This window comes from Streptomyces sp. NPDC028305 (assembly GCF_055569495.1).
The window spans coordinates 905,132-925,900 of record NZ_JBVHTN010000002.1; the positions used below are offsets into that span (position 1 = coordinate 905,132).

General features: G+C 75.7%; 1 protein-coding gene and 1 pseudogene. Both read left to right on the plus strand.

What is annotated here, in order from left to right; genetic code table 11:
- The first annotated feature begins 38 nt into the window (after window positions 1-38).
- Window positions 39-10,724, plus strand: a complete 10,686-nt coding sequence (locus ACZ4WQ_RS10235; RefSeq protein WP_468022179.1) for a type I polyketide synthase — start codon at window positions 39-41, stop codon at window positions 10,722-10,724.
- Between the two features lie 108 nt (window positions 10,725-10,832).
- Window positions 10,833-20,762: pseudogene (locus tag ACZ4WQ_RS10240) on the plus strand (SDR family NAD(P)-dependent oxidoreductase); the annotation flags it as partial.
- Between the last annotated feature and the right edge of the window lie 7 nt (window positions 20,763-20,769).

Consider the following 20,769-nt stretch of genomic DNA (forward strand, 5'->3'; position numbering starts at 1 on the left):
TCACAGACGCCCGCGACGCCCACACCCGGCTGCGCGCGGTGGAGGACGCCGCCCGCGAGCCCATCGCCATCGTCGGGATGAGCTGCCGGTTTCCGGGCGGCGTGAGCTCGCCCGAGGAGCTGTGGGAGCTGGTCGCGGGCGGGCGTGTGGGCATCGCGGACTTCCCGGCGGACCGCGGCTGGGACCTGGGCGCCCTGTACGACCCCGAGGGCGCCCGCCCGCGCAGCTCCTACATTCACAAGGGCGGGTTCATCGACGGCGCCGCCGATTTCGACGCCGACTTCTTCGAGATCTCGCCCCGCGAGGCGCTGGCGATGGACCCGCAGCAGCGGGTGCTGCTCGAGACGTCCTGGGAGGCGTTCGAACGGGCCGGCATCGACCCCGGCGATCTGAGCGGCGAGAAGGCGGGCGTCTTCATCGGCGGTGTGCTGTCCGGATACGGGGCCGGCGGCGCGGGCGGCCAACAGGACAGCGAGGGCTATCTGCTGACCGGCAGCGCCTCGAGCATCCTGTCCGGGCGCATCTCCTACACCTACGGCTTCGAAGGGCCTGCGGTCACCGTCGACACCGCGTGTTCCTCGTCGCTGTCCGCCCTCCATCTGGCGATGCGCTCACTGCGCGCAGGCGAGAGCTCGCTCGCCCTGGCCGGCGGGGTCATGGTGATGGCCACCCCGGACGCGTTCACCGAGTTCAGCAAGCAGCGCGGGCTCGCCAAGGACGGCCACTGCAAGGCGTTCGCGGCGGCCGCGGACGGCACCGCATGGGGCGAGGGGGCCGGGCTGCTGGTGCTCCAGCGGCTGTCCGACGCCCGGCGCGAGGGCCGCCGGATCCTGGCCGTCGTCCGGGGCTCGGCGCTCAACCAGGACGGCGCCTCCAACGGGCTGACCGCCCCCAGCGGCCCCGCCCAGCAGCGGGTGATCCGTCAGGCGCTGGCCGGCGCCGGAGTGTCCGCGTCCGAGATCGACGTGGTGGAGGCGCACGGCACCGGCACCACTCTGGGCGACCCCATCGAGGCCCAGGCCCTGCTCGCCACCTACGGCCAGGACCGGCCCGAGGAGCGGCCGCTGCTGCTCGGCTCGGTGAAGTCCAACATCGGCCACACCCAGGCCGCGGCGGGCGTGGCCGGGGTCATCAAGATGGTGATGGCGCTGCACCACGGCGTCGTACCGCCGACCCTGCACGTGGACGAGCCCACCCCGCACGTCGAGTGGAGCACCGGCGCCGTCGAGTTGGCCACCGAGCGCGTCCCCTGGCCCGAGACCGGCAGGCCCCGGCGGGCCGCGGTGTCCTCGTTCGGGATCAGCGGCACCAACGCCCACGTCATCCTGGAGCAGGCGCCGGAACAGGACGAGGCCGACGGGACCGCCGAGGCCCCCCAACCGCTGATCAGCGGCGGCCCGCTGCCCTGGACGCTGTCCGCCAAGAGCGCCCCCGCGCTGCGCGGCCAGGCCGCCGCGCTCCGCGCCCATCTCGGCGGTGGCGGCGCGGACACCCTGCCGGACCCGGCCTTCGCCGCCGCGCTGGCCGGCACCCGGGCCGCCTTCGACCACCGCGCCGTCGTCCTCGCCGCCGACCGTGGCGCGTGTCTGTCCGAACTGGACGCGCTGGCCGGGGGCGCCGAGGAACTGCCGGACACGGTGCGCGGGCTGGCCCGGCCCGGGGCCAGGACGGCGCTCGTCTTCCCCGGCCAGGGGTCGCAGTGGGTCGGCATGGCCACCGGGCTGCTGGAGTCGTCCCCGGTGTTCGCCGAGTCCTTCCGGGCCTGCGCCGAGGCGCTCGCCCCCCATGTGGACTGGGATCTGCACCAGGTGGTGCGGGACGAGGCGGCGCTCACCCGCGTCGATGTGGTGCAGCCTGCGCTGTGGGCGGTGATGGTGTCCCTGGCCGCGCTGTGGCGCTCGCTCGGCGTGGTCCCCGCCGCGGTGGTCGGCCACTCCCAGGGAGAGATCGCCGCCGCGTGCGCCGCCGGTGTGCTGTCGCTGGCCGACGGGGCCCGGCTGAGCGCCCTGCGCAGCCGGGTCATCGCCGAGGACCTGGCCGGCCAGGGCGGGATGGTCTCGGTGGCCGCGTCCGTGGAGCGGACCACCGAACTCATCGCGGGGCGCGACGGCGTGTGGGTGGCCGTGGTCAACGGCTCGGCTGCCACCGTGATCGCCGGCGCCCCGGACGCGCTCGCCGAGGTGGTCGCCACCGCCGAGAGCGAGGGGGTGCGGACCCGCACCATCCCCGTGGACTACGCCTCCCACACCCCGCACGTCGAGCGGTTGCGCGAGCGGCTGCTGGAGCTGGCCGCCCCGATCACCCCGCGCGCCGGGACCGTCCCGATGTACTCCTCGGTGACAGCCGGACCGGCCGACCCCACGGCCTGCGACGCGCGGTACTGGTACCGCAACCTGCGGCAGCCGGTGCGGTTCGCCGAGACGGTGACCGCGCTGCTGGACGCGGGCGTGGACACCTTCGTCGAGGTCAGCCCGCACCCCGTGCTGACCGCCGCGATCGAGGACCTGGCCGCGGCCGGGGGCCGGCGCGATGTGGTGGTCGCCGGATCGCTCCGCCGCGACCAGGACGAGCGCGCCGCGCTGACCCGGTCGGCGGCCACGCTGTGGACCCGCGGGGTCGACGTCGACTGGCCGGCGCTCGTCCCGCCCGCCACGGCGCCGGTCGACCTGCCCACCTACGCGTTCCAGCGGCAGCGGTTCTGGTCGGCGGCCCCCGTGTTCTCCGGCGACGCCACAGGCCTGGGCCTCGACCCGGCCGACCACCCCCTGCTGACCGCCGCCACCCGGCCCGCCGACGCCGACTCGGCCGTCCTCACCGGCCGGCTGTCCCCGGCCACCCAGCCGTGGCTGGCCGACCACGCGGTGCTCGGCCAGGTGCTGCTGCCCGGCACCGCCTTCGTGGAGCTGGCCCTGGCGGCGGGCCGGGAGTTCGGCTGCGAACACCTCGTCGAGCTGACCCTTCAGACCCCACTGCCCCTGGACGGCACCGCCGGCACCCGAGGCGTCACCCTCCAGGTCCAGATCGCCGGGGCCGCCGAGTCCGGCGCGCGGACCGTGACCGTCCACTCCCGCCCCGACGCCACCGAAGGCGATGACCCGGCGGAGTGGACCCGGCACGCCACGGCCACCCTCACCCCCGACCCCGCACCGGCCCCCGCCGAGCCCGGCCCCCTGGCCGGAGCCTGGCCGCCGCCGGGAGCCTCGGCCGTCGAGGTGGGGGACTTCTACGACACGCTCTTCGAGCGCGGTTACGAGTACGGCCCGGCCTTCCAGGGGCTGCGGGCGGTGTGGCGGCGCGGCGACGAAGTGTTCGCCGAGGTGGCGCTGGCCGACGACACGGAGGTGGCGGGCTTCGTCGTCCACCCCGCGCTGCTGGACGCGGCGTTGCACGCGACCGGACTCGGCGGGCTCTTCGGGGACGAGGGAGCAGTGCGCCTGCCGTTCGCCTGGTCCGGCGTCCGGGCCTGGGCGACCGAGGCCCGGACGGCGCGCGTGTGGCTGACGGCTGCGGGCGAGGACGCCGTACGCCTGAGGGCCGCCGACGCGACCGGCGCCCCCGTCGCGGCCGTGGACGAGCTGGTGCTGCGGCCCATGGCGGCCGAGCAAGGGAGCGCGGCCTCGGCCCGGTCGCTGTATCTGCCCCGCTGGGACCGGTGGCAGCTACAGGCCCCCGCCGCGGTCGCGCGCGTGGCCGAGTGGGCCGACGGGATGTCCGTCGAGGACGTCCTGGCCGAGGGCCCGGACGTGGTGCTGCTCGACTGCGCCGCCGTGGCCGTGCCCGCCGACGACGTCCCCGGCGCGGTACGGGCCCTGAACCGTACGGTGCTTGAGCGGATCCAGGCGTGGCTGGCGTACGAGGGCGCCACGGCCGCGCGGCTGGCGGTGCTGACCCGCGACGCGGTGCCGGCCGAGGCCGACGACCGCGTGGACCCGGTCCACGCCTCGGTGCACGGGCTGGTGCGGTCCGCGCAGTCCGAACACCCGGACCGGTTGCTGCTGATCGACGGCAACGGCGACGGCGACGGCGACGGTGGCCGGATCCCGGCCGAGGCGCTGGGCGCGCTGGTGGCGGCGGGCGAGCCGGAGGCCGCCGTCCGCGCGGACCGGCTGTTCGTCCCCCTGCTGACCCGGCCCGGCCCGGCGGCCGCCGAGGCCACACCCCCGTGGTCCGGCGAGGGCGCCGTGCTGATCACCGGCGGCAGCGGAGTCGTCGGCTCGGCGGTGGCCCGGCACCTGGTGGCCGCACACGGCGTCACCGAACTGGTCCTCGTCAGCCGCCGGGGAGCCGACGCCCCCGGCGCGGCGCGGCTCGCCGCCGAACTGACCGAGGCGGGCGCCCAGGTGCGGCTGGCGGCCTGCGACGTGGCCGACCGCGCCGCCCTCGCGGCCCTGCTGGACGGCATCCCGAAGCTGCGGGGCGTCATCCACGCGGCCGGCGCCCTGGACGACGGCGTGGTCACCGACCTGACGCCCCAGCGGCTCGACACCGTGCTGCGGCCGAAGGCCGACGCCGCCTGGCACCTCCACGAACTCACCCGCGACGTCGCCACCTTCGTGCTGTTCTCCTCGGCCGCCGGCACGTTCGGCACCCCCGGACAGGCCAACTACGCCGCGGCCAACGCCTTCCTGGACGCGCTCGTGGTCCGCCGCCGGGCCGAGGGCCTGCCCGCCCACTCCCTGGCCTGGGGCCTGTGGGAGGAGACCAGCGAGCTGACGGCCGGTCTCGACGAGATGGACCGGCGCCGGCTGAGCCGGGCCGGGCTGCGCCCCCTCACCACCGGGGAAGGGCTCGCCCTCCTGGACCACGCCCTCGCCCTCGGCCACGCCCACACCCTGCCCGTCCGGCTGGACCTGCCGCGCGGCCAGGACGGCGGACGGGAGGCACCGCGGCTGCTGCGCGCCCTGGTGCGCACCCCCGCCCGCCGCGCGTCCGGCCCCGCCCCGGCGGGCGGCTGGCGGGAGCGGTACGACGCGACACCGGACGACGAGCGCGAGGCCCTGCTGGTCGCCCTGGTCCGCACGCAGGCCGCCACCGTGCTCGGCCACAGCACCGCCGACGCGATCGCCACGGACCGCGGCTTCAAGGACCTCGGCTTCGACTCGCTGACCGCCGTGGAGCTGCGCAACCGCCTGGACGAGACCACCGGTGTCCGGCTGCCCGCCACCTTGGTGTTCGACTACCCCAACGCGGCCGCGCTGGGCGCCTATCTGCACTCGCTGCTGGCCGGCCGGACCCCCGGGCACGACGAGGCGGTGCGCGTGGTCGCGCCGGAGGAGCCCATCGCCATCGTCGGGATGAGCTGCCGGTTCCCCGGCGGGGTGGACTCCCCGGAGGACCTGTGGGACCTGCTGGTCCAGGGCGGCGAGGGGCTGGGCGGATTCCCCGCCGACCGCGGCTGGGACCTGGAGACGCTGTACGACCCGACCGGCGAACGCCCCGGCAGCTCCATGGTGGACCGGGGCGGCTTCCTCGACGGCGTCGCCGACTTCGACGCCGCGTTCTTCGGCGTGGCGCCCCGCGAGGCGGTGGCCATGGACCCGCAGCACCGGGTGCTGCTCGAGCTGGCGTGGGAGGCGATCGAGCGGGCCGGTCTCGACCCGACGGGCCTGCGGGGCAGCCGTACGGGCGTGTTCTCGGGCCTGATGTACCACGACTACGCGGCGCGGCTGCGGTCCGTGCCCGAGGACGTCGCCGGCTTCCTGACCGGCGGGAACGCGGGCAGCGTGGCGACGGGCCGGGTGGCCTACACCTTCGGCTTCGAGGGCCCGGCCGTCACGGTGGACACCGCCTGCTCCTCGTCGCTGGTGGCGCTCGACATGGCGGTCAGCGCGCTCCAGCGCGGCGAGTGCGACCTCGCCCTCGCGGGCGGGGTGACCGTCCTGGCCACCCCCGTGGTGTTCGCCGAGTTCACCCGGCAGCGCGGACTGGCCCGGGACGGCCGCTCCAAGGCGTTCTCGACCGACGCCGACGGCATGGGGGTCGCCGAGGGCGCCGGCCTGGTGCTGGTGGAGCGGCTCTCGGACGCGCGGCGCAACGGACACCGCGTCCTGGCCGTCGTCCGGGGCTCCGCGGTCAACCAGGACGGGGCGTCCAACGGACTCACCGCGCCCAACGGCCCCTCGCAGCAGCGGGTCATCCGCCAGGCGCTGGCCAAGGCCGAGGTCACCGCGGCCGAGGTGGACGTGGTGGAGGCCCACGGCACCGGCACCTCGCTGGGCGACCCGATCGAGGCCCAGGCGCTGCTGGCCACCTACGGGCAGGACCGGCCGCAGGGCCGTCCGGTGCTGCTGGGCTCCGTGAAGTCGAACATCGGGCACACCCAGGCGGCCGCCGGGATCGCCGGGGTCATGAAGATGGTGCTGGCGATGCGCCACGGCACCGTGCCCGCCACCCTGCACGTGGCCGAGCCGAGCCGGCACGTCGACTGGACGGCGGGCGACGTCCAACTGGCCACCGAGCACATCCCCTGGCCCGAGACGGGCGGTCCGCGCCGCGCCGCGGTGTCCTCGTTCGGCATCAGCGGCACCAACGCCCACGTCGTCCTCGAACAGGCACCCGAGGCCGAGATGGCCGCCGAGCCCGCGCCCCCCGCCGTCGACACGCCGGCCGGCGCGGTGCTGCCCTGGACGCTCTCGGCCAAGTCGGTTGCGGCCCTCCGCGGCCAGGCCGGGCGGCTGCGCGATGCCGCCGCCGAGGGCATCGGCCTCGCGGCGGCCGCGGTCGCCCTGGCCGGCACCCGCGCGGTGCTCGACCACCGCGCGGTGGTCCTCGCCGCCGACCACGCCGGGTTCACCGGCGCCCTGGACACCCTGGCCGGCGGGGAGCCGGACGAGGAGCGGGTGGTGACCGGCACGGTACGCCCCGGCACCACCGTGGCGTTCGTCTTCCCCGGACAGGGCGCCCAGTGGACCGGCATGGCGCTCGGGCTGCTCGACTCCTCGCCCGTGTTCGCCCAGTGGCTGGAGCGCTGCGGCGAGGCGCTGTCCGCCCACGCCGACTGGAGTCTGATCGATGTGCTGCGCGGCGCGGACGGCGCCCCGTCGCTGGAGCGGGTCGATGTGGTGCAACCCGCGCTGTGGGCCGTGATGGTGTCGCTGGCGCAGCTGTGGCGCGCCGTCGGCGTGACCCCCTCGGTGGTCGTCGGCCACTCGCAGGGCGAGATCGCCGCGGCCTGTGTGGCGGGCGCGCTGTCGCTGTCCGAGGCGGCCCGGATCGTGGTCACCCGCAGCGCCGTCATCGCCGGTCAGCTGGCGGGCCGCGGCGGCATGGCGTCGCTGGCGGTGTCCGCCGACCGGGCGCGTGAACTCGTCGAGCGATACGCGGGCGATGTCGGCGCCGTCTCGGTGGCCGCCGTCAACGGCCCCGCCGCGGTCGTCGTCGCGGGCGACGAGGAGCCGCTGCGGCGGGTGCTCGACGGCTGCGCGGCGGACGGCGTCCGCGCCCGCCGGATCCCGGTGGACTACCCCTCCCACGCCCCGCAGGTCGAGCTGGTCCGGGACCGGCTGCTGGCGGAGCTGAGCGACATCACCGCGGGCCCCGCCGACATCCGATGGCACTCCACCGTGACCGGAGAGCCCATGGACGGCCCGGCGGCCGACGCCGAGTACTGGTTCCGCAACCTGCGCGAGCCCGTGCGGTTCGCCGATGTGGTGGCCACCCTGGTCGACCAGGGCGTGGACACCTTCGTCGAGGTCAGCCCGCACACCGTGGTCACCGCGGCCATCGAGGACATCGCTCTCGGGGCCGAGGGCCGCGAGGTGGTCGTGGCCGGCACGCTGCGGCGCGAGACGGACGAGCGCGCCGAACTGCTGCGCTCCGCGGCCACGCTGTGGACGCGCGGCGTCCCGGTGGACTGGCCCGCGCTGCTCCCGACCGCCAACGCCCCCGTGGACCTGCCGACGTACGCCTTCCAGCGCGAGCGGTTCTGGCTGGAGGCGCCGCAGGAGTCCGGCGACGCGAGCGGCGTCGGGCAGCGGCCCACCGGCCACCCCGTGCTGACCGCCGCGGTCACCCCGGCAGGCACCGACACGGTCCTGTTCACCGGGCGGCTCTCGGTCGCCGGACAGCCCTGGCTGGCCGAGCACACGGTCCAGGACACCGTGGTGGTGCCGGGCGGTGTGCTGCTCGACTGGGCACTCCACGCCGCACACCACCTCGGCGGGAGCGCTGTCGCACGCCTCGAACAGGACACGCCGCTGGTCCTGGAGGCCACGGGCGCCGTACGCGTCCAGCTGATGGCCGGAACGCCGGACGACGCGGGCCGCCGCGAGCTGACCGTCCACGCGCAGCCGGAAGAGCGGGGCGAGGAGCAGGGGGACGACCGGTGGACCCGCCACGCCACCGGAGCGCTGGAGCCGGGCGACCACACCGCGGACACCGGGTTCGCGGAACTGGCCGGCGTATGGCCGCCGTCGAAGGCCACGCCGCTGGACGTGACCGACCGCTACGACGAGCTGTTCCGGCGCGGCCACGGCTACGGCCCGGCTTACCAGGGGCTGCGCGCCGCCTGGCGGCGCGGCGACGAGGTGTTCGCCGAGGTGGTCCTCCCCGACGAGGCGGCGGGCGGCGCCGGAGCGCGGGCCGTGCTCCTCGACGCCGTGTGCCACGCCTGGCTGCCGGGCGACGCCGACCCGGCCGGGGCCGCTGGACCGCTGCTGCCCGCCGCCTGGTCCGGGGTGCGGCTGTGGGCGGACGGCGCCCGGTCGGTGCGGGTGGCGCTGTCACCCGCGGGCGAGGACGCCGTACACATCCGCGCCGTCGACGACCTCGGCGCGCCCGTCCTGAGCATGGACCGGATGACGCTGCGCCCGGTGGCTGCCGAGCGGCTGCGCCCGGCCGGGGCGGCCGCCGCGCGGTCGCTGTACACGGTGAACTGGCAGCCGTGGGACCCGGCGCGGGCCACCGGGCCCACGGTGCCCGCGGACGAGGTGCGCCCGAGGCTCTGGGCGGGCGGCGCGTCCATCGAGGAGATCGCGACCGCCGTCGCGGAGGGCGCGAACCCAGTGCTCTGGGACTGCTCGGACCTCCCGGCGGGCGACGGCGAGGTGCCCGGCCGGGTCCGCGATCTGCTGACCGCCGTACTGGAGCGGGTGCACGAGTGGCTGGCCAACGAAAAGCTCGCCGACACCCGGCTGGTCGTCGTGACCCGCGGCGGGGTCGAGGTGTCCGGCGCGGACACCGTGGACCTGGCGCAGGCCGCGGTGCACGGGCTGATGCGCTCGGCACAGACCGAACACCCCGACCGGTTCTGGCTGGTCGACAGCGACACCGGCGCCGAGGACATCCCCCTTGAGGTGCTGGCGGCCGCGACGGCCGGGCAGGAGCCGGAGATCGCGATCCGGCGCGGCGCGGTGTTCGTGCCCCGGCTGGCCCTGGCGGACGCGGACACCGAGGCCCGGAACACCGGCGCCCGGCCGCCCCGGGAGGGCACGGTGCTGATCACCGGCGGCACCGGGCTCATCGGCGCGGCCGTGGCTCGCCACCTGGTCTCCGTCCACGGCGTCACCGACCTGGTGCTGGTGGGCCGGCGCGGCATGGACGCCCCCGGCGCGGCCGAACTCGCCGGCGAACTGATGGAGTCGGGCGCCCGGGTGCGCATCGCGGCCTGCGATGTCGCGGACCGCGCCGCCGCCGCGCGACTGCTCGCGGACATCCCCGCGCTGCGCGGCGTCGTCCACGCGGCCGGTGTCCTGGACGACGGCGTGGTGACGGCGCTGACCCCGGAACGGCTGGCCACGGTCCTGCGGCCGAAGGTCGACGCGGCCTGGCATCTGCACGAGCTGACCGGAGACGACCTCGAGATGTTCGTGGTGTTCTCCTCCGCCGCCGGTGTGCTGGGCGCGCCGGGGCAGGCCAACTACGCGGCGGCCAACGTCTTCCTGGACGCCCTGGCGCTTCGGCGCCGGGCCGCGGGCCTGCCCGCGGCCTCGATGTCCTGGGGCCTGTGGGGCGAGGCAAGCGGGCTGACCGGCGCGCTCGACGAGACCGACCTGAGGCGCATGAGCGGCGGCGGCCTGTCCCCGATGACCACCGAGGAAGGGCTCGCGCTGTTCGACCACGCCCTCGCCTCCGGCCGTGCGCACACCGCGCCGATCCGGTTCGACCCCGCGCGCCTGCGCACCGAAGAGGCCCTGGTGCCGGCCCTGATGCGCGGGCTGGTGCGCACCCCGCTGCGCCGCGCCACCACCCTGGACGCCCAGGCGCTGCGCCGGCGGCTGGCCGAACTCGACCCCGGCGAGCGGCTGGAGACCCTGCTGAACCTGGTCCGCGAGCATGTCGCCGCGGTGCTGCGGTACGCGGAGCCGACCGGGATCGCCCCCGCCCAGTCCTTCACCACCCTGGGGTTCGACTCGCTCACCGCCGTGGAACTGCGCAACCGGCTCGCCCGGGTGGCCGGCACCCGGCTGCCCACCACGCTGGTCTTCGACTACCCCACCCCCGAGCTGCTCAGCGGCCATCTGCTCGGGCTGCTGCTGCCTGAGACGGACACCGGCGAGTGGGGCACCGAGACCTTCGAGCGCCTCGAGGCGATGCTCGCCGAGGAGCGGGACGAGACCGAGGTCAGGAAGGTGACGGCCCGGCTGGAGACGCTTCTCGCGCGCTGGCGGGAGCGCTCCGGCCCCCGGGACGCCACCGGGGAGCCCGACAGCGGTGTGGACGAGCTCGGCGCGGCGAGCGAGGACGACCTGCTGCGCTACATCGACGACGAACTCGGGCTGAGCTGATGCGCGCGATCGAGCGGGCGCGCGCCACGCCCACGCACGAGTGCCGTTCTATGAGGGGTTTGGAACATGGCTGAGAAAGAGCAGGTCGTCGAGTACCTGAAGCGGGTGACGGCCGATCTCAAGCGGACCCGGCAGCGGGTCCGGGATCTGGAGGAGGCCAACCGGGAGCCGATCGCCATCGTCGGGATGAGCTGCCGGTTCCCCGGGCACTCGAACACGCCCGAGGAGTTCTGGGAGTTCGTCCGGGACGGCGGCGACGCGATGGGCGGCTACCCGGACGACCGGGGCTGGCGGCCCGGCGGCGGGGACGGCGACCCCGACGGGCCGCCCGGCCGGGGCGGGTTCATCGACGCGGCCACCGACTTCGACGCGGGCTTCTTCGGCATCTCCCCGCGCGAGGCGTTGGAGATGGACCCCCAGCAGCGGGTGCTGCTCGAAGCGTCCTGGGAGGCGCTCGAGCGCGCGGGCATCGACCCGGCCACCCTCCAGGGCAGCCGGACCGGCGTGTTCATCGGCGTCAACGGCGCGGACTACCCTGGCCTGCTGAACCACGCCGGTCACGAGTCGCTCGGCTATCTGCTCACCGGTACCGCCTCCAGCGTCGTCTCCGGCCGCATCGCGTTCACCTACGGCTTCGAGGGTCCCGCCGTCACGGTGGACACGGCCTGCTCGGCGTCGCTGGTGGCCCTGCACCTGGCGGCCCAGGCCCTGCGCTCGGGCGACTGCCCGCTCGCGCTGGTGGGCGGGGTGACCGTGATGTCCACGCCCGGGGTCTTCGCGGAGTTCGGGAAGCAGCGCGGGCTGGCGGCGGACGGGCGGTGCAAGGCGTTCGCGGCGTCGGCCGACGGTACGGCGTGGGGCGAGGGCGTCGGTGTGCTGCTGGTGGAGCGGCTGAGCGACGCGCGGCGGCTGGGGCACCGGGTGTTGGCGGTGGTGCGGGGGTCGGCGGTCAACCAGGACGGCGCGTCGAATGGTCTGACGGCACCGAATGGTCCGTCGCAGCAGCGGGTGATTCGGGATGCGTTGGCGGGTGCGGGTGTGGTGGCGTCGGATGTGGATGTGGTGGAGGCGCATGGCACCGGCACCTCGCTGGGGGATCCGATCGAGGCTCAGGCGTTGTTGGCGACGTATGGGCGGGGGCGGTCGGGTGGTGGGTCGGTGTTGTTGGGGTCGGTGAAGTCGAATATCGGTCATACGCAGGCGGCGGCGGGTGTGGCCGGTGTGATCAAGATGGTGATGGCGATGCGGCATGGGGTGGTGCCGCCGACGTTGCATGTGGACGAGCCGACGCCCCACGTCGACTGGTCGTCGGGCGCGGTGGAGCTGGCCACCGAGCGCGTTGCCTGGCCCGAGACCGGCAGGCCCCGGCGGGCGGCGGTGTCCTCGTTCGGGATCAGCGGCACCAACGCCCATGTGATCCTGGAACAGAGTCCCCCGGACACCAACACGGACACCGCCACCGCCACCGACGCCCCGGCCGACTCGCGAGCGGACCACGGGGTGCTGCCCTGGGTGCTCTCGGCCAAGTCGGAGACCGCGCTGCGCGGGCAGGCCACCCGGCTGCGTGACTTCGCGAACGCCGCCGAGCCGGACGTCGCCGGGGCGGCCGTCGCGCTCGCGACCGCCCGTACGGCCTTCGAGCACCGGGCCGTCGTCCTCGCCGAGGACGCCGCCGGATTCGCGGAGGTGCTGGACACCCTCGCCGGGAAGGCCGCCACCGGCCGTCACCATGTGCGCGGCGCCGTGCGCCCCGGCGCCAGGGCCGCCTTCGTCTTCACGGGGCAGGGCGCGCAGTGGGCGGGCATGGGACGGGAGTGGTACGACGCCGTCCCACCCTTCGCCGAGGCGTTCGACGCCGTGTGCGCGGTGGCCGATCCGCAACTCGACATGCCACTCGCGGACATTGTCTTCGCCGCGCCGTCCTCCCCGCGGGCGGACCTGGTCCACCGGACCGAGTACACCCAGATCGCCATGTTCGCGATCGAGGTCGGGCTGTTCCGCACCCTGCGGGCCTGGGGGGTGACCCCCGACGCCGTGCTCGGACACTCGATCGGCGAGATCGCGGCGGCCCATGTGGCCGGGGTGCTCTCGCTGTCCGACGCGGCGACCCTGACCGTGGCCCGCGGCCGGCTCATGCAGCGGCTCCCCGACGGTGGCGCCATGCTCGCCGTCGACGCCGAAGAGGCCGAGGTCGCGCGGTGGCTGGCGGACGAGCCCGCGGACCGGGTGGCGATCGCCGCGGTCAACGGCCCGTCCGCCGTCGTGGTCTCCGGCGCCGAGGACGCGGTGCGGCGCGTCGCCGACACCGCCGAGGCGGCCGGGCGGCGCACCCGCGGGCTGCGGGTCAGCCACGCGTTCCACTCGCCGCTGATGGAGCCGATGCTCGAGGAGTTCCGTTCCGTTCTCACCCGGCTGACCTGGTCGCCGCCGACGCTCCGGATGGTGTCCACCGTCACGGGGGCCCAGGTCGCGGCCGAAGAGGTCATGTCGCCCGAGTACTGGATCCGCAACGCGCGCGACTCGGTCCGGTTCCAGGACGCCGTACGGGCCCTGGAGGGACAGGTCGACGTCTTCCTCGAGATCGGCCCGCACACCGCGCTGACCAGGCCGATCGAGGACAGCCTGCGGGACGGGGCGGCGGCCGTGACCGCGGTCGCCCACCGGGAGCGGCCGCAGCTGGCCGGCCTGCTGCGGGCCGTCGGCACGCTGTGGACCCACGGCGTCGAGGTGGACTGGCGCGCGGTGCTGCCCTCCGCGCCGGGCCGCGCGGACCTGCCCACCTACGCCTTCGACCGGCGCCGCTTCTGGCCCCGGATGTCCTCGCGCGGGTCGGCGGCCGATGTCGCGTCGGCCGGGCTGACCGGCGTCGACCACCCGTTGCTGGGGGCGGTGGTCAGCGTGGCGGACGGCGACACTGCCGTGCTCACCGGCCGGCTGTCCCTGGCCACCCACCCCTGGCTGGCCGACCACGCCGTGCTGGGCGCGGTGCTGCTGCCCGGCACGGCCTTCGTCGAACTGGCCCTGCGCGCCGGGCAGGACCTGGGGTGCGGCCAGGTGCGGGACCTGACCCTGGAGACCCCGCTGGTGCTCGACGCCGCAGGCGCGGCGCAGGTCCAGGTCGTGGTGGGCCGGGCCGACGCCGACGGACAGCGCTCGGTGTCCGTCCACTCGCGCCCCGAACCGGCCGACGAGGGCGCGGCACAGGGGCAGGGGCAGCCGGAGTGGACCTGCCACGCCCAGGCCGTGCTCGCGCCACTGCACGAGAGCCCCAACATCACCGACTTCGGGGCGCTGACCGGCCGGTCCTGGCCGCCCCGCGACGCCACCCCCGTCGACACCGGGGACTTCTACCCGGCGCTGGCCCGCCAGGGCTATGCGTACGGCCCCACCTTCCAGGGGCTGCGCGCGGCCTGGCGGCGCGGCGAGGACTTCTTCGCCGAGGTGGTCCTGCCCGACGACGCCACCGAGGAGGCCGAGGGGTTCGGAGTCCACCCCGCGCTGCTGGACGCCGCGCTGCACGGCATCGGGCTCGGCGTGTTCGCCGATGATACGGACGGTGCCGAGAGCACATCGCGGCTGCCCTTCGCCTGGTCCGGAGTGCGGCTGTGGGCGGGCGGCGCCCGGACGGTCCGGGTGTGGCTGCGGACCGTGGGCGCGGCCGCGGTACGGGTCCGGATCGCCGACGCCACCGGCGCCCCTGTCCTGGGGATCGACGAGCTGGTGCTGCGCCCGGTCACCCCCGCCCAGGTGCGTTCGGCGCGCTCGGCGGTGGCCGGGTCCCTGTTCGCCCACCGCTGGGAGCCCTGGGAGCCGCAGGCGGTGGCCACCGGCGGGCGCCCGCCGCTGTGGTGGGCCGAGGGAACGCCCGTCGGAGAACTCGCGGCCGCGGTGGCCGACGGGGCCGACACCGTACTGCTGGACGGCACGATCCCGGCCGCCGGCCCCGGCGCCGTCCCGGAGCGGGTACGGGACTCGGTGGCGCGCGTCCTGGAGCGGGTACGGGAGTGGCTGGCCCACGACGGACTCGGCGGCGCCCGGCTGGTGGTGACGGTGCGCCGTGGGGTCGAGGTGAACGCGGGGGACGGCATCGACCTCGCCGGGGCGGCCGTCCACGGCCTGGTGCGCTCGGCCCGCTCGGAACACCCGGACCGCTTCGCGCTCCTGGACACCGACACCGACACCGACACCGACGCCGACGTGCCTGTGGACCTGGTCCGCGCGGCGATCGCCGCGGGCGAGACCGAGATCGCCGTCCGCGGCGCCCGGTTGTTCGTGCCCCGCCTGACCCGTACGGCCGCCCCCGCCGCCGACGCGCCGCTGCCCTGGTCCGGCAGCCGGGGCACCGTGCTGATCACGGGAGGCACCGGGGTCATCGGCGCGGCCGTCGCCCGGCACCTGGTCACCGCACACCAGGTCACCGACCTGGTGCTGGCCGGCAGGAGCGGCCCAACCGCCCCCGGCGCCGCCGAGCTGGCGGACCGGCTGCGCGGCCTCGGCGCCACGGTACGGCTGGCGGCCTGTGACGTCGCGGACCGGGACGCCGTCGCCGAATTGCTCGCCTCCCTCCCCGAACTGCGCGGGGTGGTGCACGCGGCCGGTGTCCTCGACGACGGCATGGTAGCGGCGCAGACCCCGGAACGGCTCGCGGCGGTCTTCCGGCCGAAGGTGGACGCCGCGTGGCATCTGCACGAGCTGACCGGGGATCTGGACCTGGACTTCTTCGTGCTGTTCTCCTCCGCCGCCGGGATCTTCGGCTCCCCGGGGCAGGCCAACTACGCCGCGGCCAACACCTTCCTCGATGCCCTGGCCCGGCACCGGCACGCCGCGGGCCTGCCCGCGCAGTCGCTGGGCTGGGGGCTGTGGGCCGAACTGTCCACGATGACCGGGGCGTTGAGCGACACCGACGTCAAGCGGCTGAACCGCGGCGGCCTGCGGGCGCTCTCCGAGGAGGAGGGGTTGGCGCTCTTCGACGCCGCCGCGCGGCTGCCCGAGCCGGTGCTCGTCCCGATCCACCTGGACCTGCGCGGCCGCGGTGACGCGCCCCCGCTGCTGCGCGGGCTGGTCGCGGCCCCCCGGTGGCGGGCCGCCGCCGCGCACTCGGCCGCGGACTCGGGCTGGCGCGACCGGCTGCGGGGGCTGTCGGCGGGGGAGCGGTCGGCGCTTCTGGTCGACCTGGTGCGGGAGCATGTCGCCACCGTGCTGGGACACGCCGCGCCCGACGACATCGAGCCCGGGCAGTCCTTCGCCACCCTGGGCTTCGACTCGCTCACCGCGGTCGAGCTGCGCAACCGGCTGGCTGAGGACACCGGGGTGCGGCTGCCCACGACGCTGGTGTTCGACTACCCGAGCCCCGAGGCGCTCGCCGCGTTCCTCGGCTCGGCGCTGGTCGGCACGGCCGACGAGGGCGACCGGCCGCGGGCCACGCTCGCCGTGGCCGACGACCCGATCGCGATCGTCGGCATGAGCTGCCGCTATCCCGGTGAGGTGCGCTCCCCCGAGGACCTGTGGGACATGGTCCTGCACGGCCGCGAGGGCATCGGCGGCTTCCCCGACGACCGCGGCTGGGACCTGGACGCGCTGTACGACCCGGAGGGCGCGGGCGCGAACACGACATACGTGCGGGAGAGTGGCTTCCTCTACGACGCCGCCGACTTCGACGCCGCCTTCTTCGGCGTGGCGCCGCACGAGGCGGTGGCCATGGACCCGCAGCACCGGCTGCTGCTGGAGCTGTCGTGGGAGGCCGTCGAGCGGGCCGGTATCGACCCGGTCCGGCTGCGGGGCAGCCGAACCGGTGTGTTCACCGGGCTGATGCACCACGACTATGTGGCGCGGCTCCAGGAGGTGCCCGAGGAGATCGCGGGCTATCTGAGCAACGGGACCGCGGGCAGTGTGGCATCGGGCCGGATCGCGTACACCTTCGGCTTCGAGGGTCCCGCCGTCACGCTGGACACGGCCTGCTCGTCCTCGCTGGTGGCGCTGGACATGGCGGTCAGCGCGCTGCGGCGCGGAGCGTGCGACCTCGCCCTGGCGGGCGGTGTCGCGGTCGTTTCGACCCCCGCCGCGTTCACCGAGTTCGGCAAGCAGCGCGGGCTGGCGGCGGACGGGCGGTGCAAGGCGTTCGCGGCGTCGGCCGACGGCACGGCGTGGGGCGAGGGCATCGGTGTGCTGCTGGTGGAGCGGCTGAGCGACGCGCGGCGCAACGGACATCGCGTCCTCGCCCTCGTCCGGGGCTCCGCGGTCAACCAGGACGGCGCGTCCAACGGCATGACCGCTCCGAATGGTCCGTCGCAGCAGCGGGTGATTCGGGATGCGTTGGCGGGTGCGGGTGTGGTGGCGTCGGATGTGGATGTGGTGGAGGCGCATGGCACCGGGACGCCGCTGGGGGATCCGATCGAGGCTCAGGCGTTGTTGGCGACGTATGGGCGGGGGCGGTCGGGTGGTGGGTCGGTGTTGTTGGGGTCGGTGAAGTCGAATATCGGTCATACGCAGGCGGCGGCGGGTGTGGCCGGTGTGATCAAGATGGTGATGGCGATGCGGCATGGGGTGGTGCCGCCGACGTTGCATGTGGACGAGCCGACGCCGCATGTCGACTGGTCGTCCGGCGCGGTGGAGCTGGTGACGGAGGCGGTGGCCTGGCCCGAGACGGATCAGCCCCGGCGTGCGGCGGTGTCCTCGTTCGGGATCAGTGGCACCAACGCCCATGTGATCCTGGAACAGGCGCCCGACGACGCCGCGACGGAAACCACCGCCGAACCCACTGCCGACACCGCCGAGCGGCCCTCGGTGGTCGTCGAGCCCTCCCCGGCGGCGCCCCGGCCGTGGGTGCTGTCGGCCAGGTCGGCCGCCGCTCTGCGCGGCCAGGCCGAGCGGCTCAGGGAGTTTGCCACCGCTCCGGCGGGCGCCGGGGTGCCTGCTGGAGCGGTGGCCGCCGCGCTGGTCGAGTCCCGGACCGTCTTCGGCCACCGCGCGGTCGTACTCGCCGCCGACGGCGCCGGGTTCACTGCGGGCCTGGACGCCCTGGCGGGCCAGGGCACCGAGGAGGCGGACGTGGTACGCGGTGTGGCCCGCCACCGCACCAAGGCCGCCTTCGTGTTCCCGGGCGAGGCATCCGCCTGGGCGGGCATGGCGGCCGGACTGCTCGACTCCTCCCCGGTGTTCGCCAAGGCGATGGGGGAGTGTGCCGAGGCGCTGGCCCCGCACACCGGCTGGGATCTGCTCGAGGAGCTCCGGGGCGAGCCGGGCGCGCCGATGCGCCATGACGTCGCCGTTCCCGCGCTGTGGGCCGTGACGGTCTCGCTGGCCGAGCTGTGGCGCTCGGTCGGTGTCACGCCCGCCGCGGTGGTCGGCCGGGCGCACGGCGAGATCGCCGCCGCCTGCGTGGCCGGTGTGATGTCCCTGGCCGACGGGGCCGCGCTGGCGGCGTGGCAGGGCCGGGCGCCGGCGGCCGAGCCGTCGGAGGCGGCCCCGCCGGTCATCGTACGGAGCGGGCGCGTGCCGCTGTACTCGTCGGCCACGGGGCGGCCGTTCGACCCGGAGAGCGCGGACGCGGACCACTGGCACCGACGCCCCGGCGCGCCCGGCGGGTCCGACGGGTTCTCCGACGCGGTCGGGCTGCTGTTGCGGGACGGGGTGGACACCTTCGTCGAGCTGAGCCCCCATCCGGTGGCGACGGACACCGTGGCCGGCCTGGCGGCCGCCGCCGGACACGACGTGGTCGTCGTCGGGTCCCTGAAGCGCGAACACGACGACCGCGCCGCGCTGACCCGGTCGGCGGCGACGCTGTGGGTCCACGGCGACGGGGTGGACTGGTCCACCCTGGTGCCGCGCGCGACGCGCCAGGTCGACCTGCCGACCTACGCCTTCCAGCGGCAGCGGTTCTGGCTCGAGGCGCCCGCGCGTGCCGGGGACGCGAGTGGAGTGGGCCTCGACGCGGCCGACCACCCTCTGCTGGCCGGCGCGGTCATCCCCGCCGAGGGGGACACGGCCCTGTTCACCGGCAGGCTCTCGCAGGCGGCCCAGCCGTGGCTCGCCGATCACGCGGTGTCGGGCACGGCCCTGCTGCCCGCCGGTGTGCTCGTCGACTGGGCGCTGTACGCCGGACACCGGCTGGACTGCCCCGAGCTGCGTGAACTCACCCAGGAGGCGCCGCTCGTCCTCGGCCACGACACCGCCGCGCACATTCAGGTGCAGGTGGGCCCGGCCGACGAGGACGGCCACCGCGCCCTGACCGTCCACTCCCGCCCGGAGTCCCCCGGCGAGGGCGGGGCCGCGGACTGGACGTGCCACGCCCGCGCGGTCCTGGCCCCCCGGTCCGAGGGACCGGAGACCACGGAAGGCCAGGACGCGTCGGAGGACTTCGAGGAACTCGCGGGCGCCTGGCCGCCGCCCGGCGCGGTGGCGGCCGACGTGGCCGGCCTCTATGACGCGCTGGCCGGGCAGGGCTTCACCTACGGCCCCGCGTTCCAGAGCCTGCGCGCCGTGTGGCGGCGCGGCGCGGAGGTGTTCGCCGAGGTGGCCCTGGCGGAGGGGACCCCCGTCGGCGGCTTCCGCCTCCATCCGGCGCTGCTCGACGCCGCCCTGCACACCACGGGCCTGGGCGGGTTCCTCGCCCTCGACGACGCGCAGGTCACGATGGCGCGAGCGTGGTCCGGGGTACGGCTGCACACCGCGACCGCCGCCACCACCGCCGCCGTCGTCCGGATCCGGCTCTCCGGCGCGGGTGAGGGCGCGGTCGACGTCCGCCTCGCCGACGCCGCGGGCCGTCCGGTCGCCGGAGTCGACCGTCTGACGCTGCGCGCCGTGCCCACGGCCGAGTTCCAGCCCGCCCCCGGGTCGGCCGCCACGCGGCCCGCCCGGACGGGACGGCCGCCGCGGAAGCCGGGGGAGCAGCGGGAGAACACCCTGGCCCGGGTGCGGGAGGCCGCGCCGGACAAGCGTCGCCGACTGCTGGAGGACATCATCCGCGGCGAGCTGGCCGAAGTCCTGCGCCACGGCGTGGGCGTGGACATCGACCCTGCTGTGGAGTTCCTTGACCTCGGGGTGGACTCGCTGGCGGGCATCACTCTGCGCGACCGGCTCGGCGCGCTGCTCGAGCTCGAACTCCCGGCCACCACGATGTTCGAGTACTCCACCACGGCCCGGCTCGCCGGCCACCTGGCGGAACTCGTCACCGCCGGCACCGCGCCCGGCCGCCGGGCCGCGGACCGCGCGTCCTCGCCTTCTTCTCCGTTCGACAGCATCGAAGCGCTCTACCGCGAGTCGTACGCGCTCGGGCAGACGGGCACGGCGGGCATGGACCTCATCCAGGCCGCCGCGCGGCTCAGGCCGTCCTTCACCGTCGAGACCGCGGCGGACCACGTCCCGCGGGCCGTCCGGCTCGCCCGGGGCGACGGCGGCCGGGCGGCGGTGGTCTGTGTGCCCGCCATCACCGCCACCGCGGGTCCGGTGCAGTACGCGCGGCTCTCACAGCTCCTTCAGGGCGAGCGGGATGTGCTGTCCCTGGTCAACCCCGGTTTCGCCGAGGGGGAGTTGCTGCCCGACTCGTTCGGGACCTTCCTGGAGTCGCAGCTGGCCGCGTTGCGTTCGTCCGTCGCGGGTGGCTCGTATGTGCTCCTCGGACACTCGGCGGGCGGGCTGATCGCCTACGCTCTGGCGATGCGGGCCGAGCGGGCCGGGCTCGGGCCCGCCGCGGTCGTCCTCATCGACACCTTCCAGGCCGACAGCACGTTCTCGGCCGAGACGCTGGGCGCGATGAACGACGGCCTGTTCGCCCGCGAACACATCCTCGGTCCCGACGCGCTCAGCGGTGTGCGGCTGACCGCCATGGGCCGCTACCACACGCTGATGCACGAGTGCGAAGTGGCGCCCATCGAGCGCCCGACGCTCTTCCTCGGTGCCGAATCCCCGCTGCCCCACCAGGACAGCGGATTCGACGGCGACGACTGGCGGCCGTCCTGGCCGTTCCCGCACACGGCCGCCACCACGCCCGGCGACCACTTCACGGTCATGGAGGACAACATCGCCCTCACCACCGAGGCGATCGAGC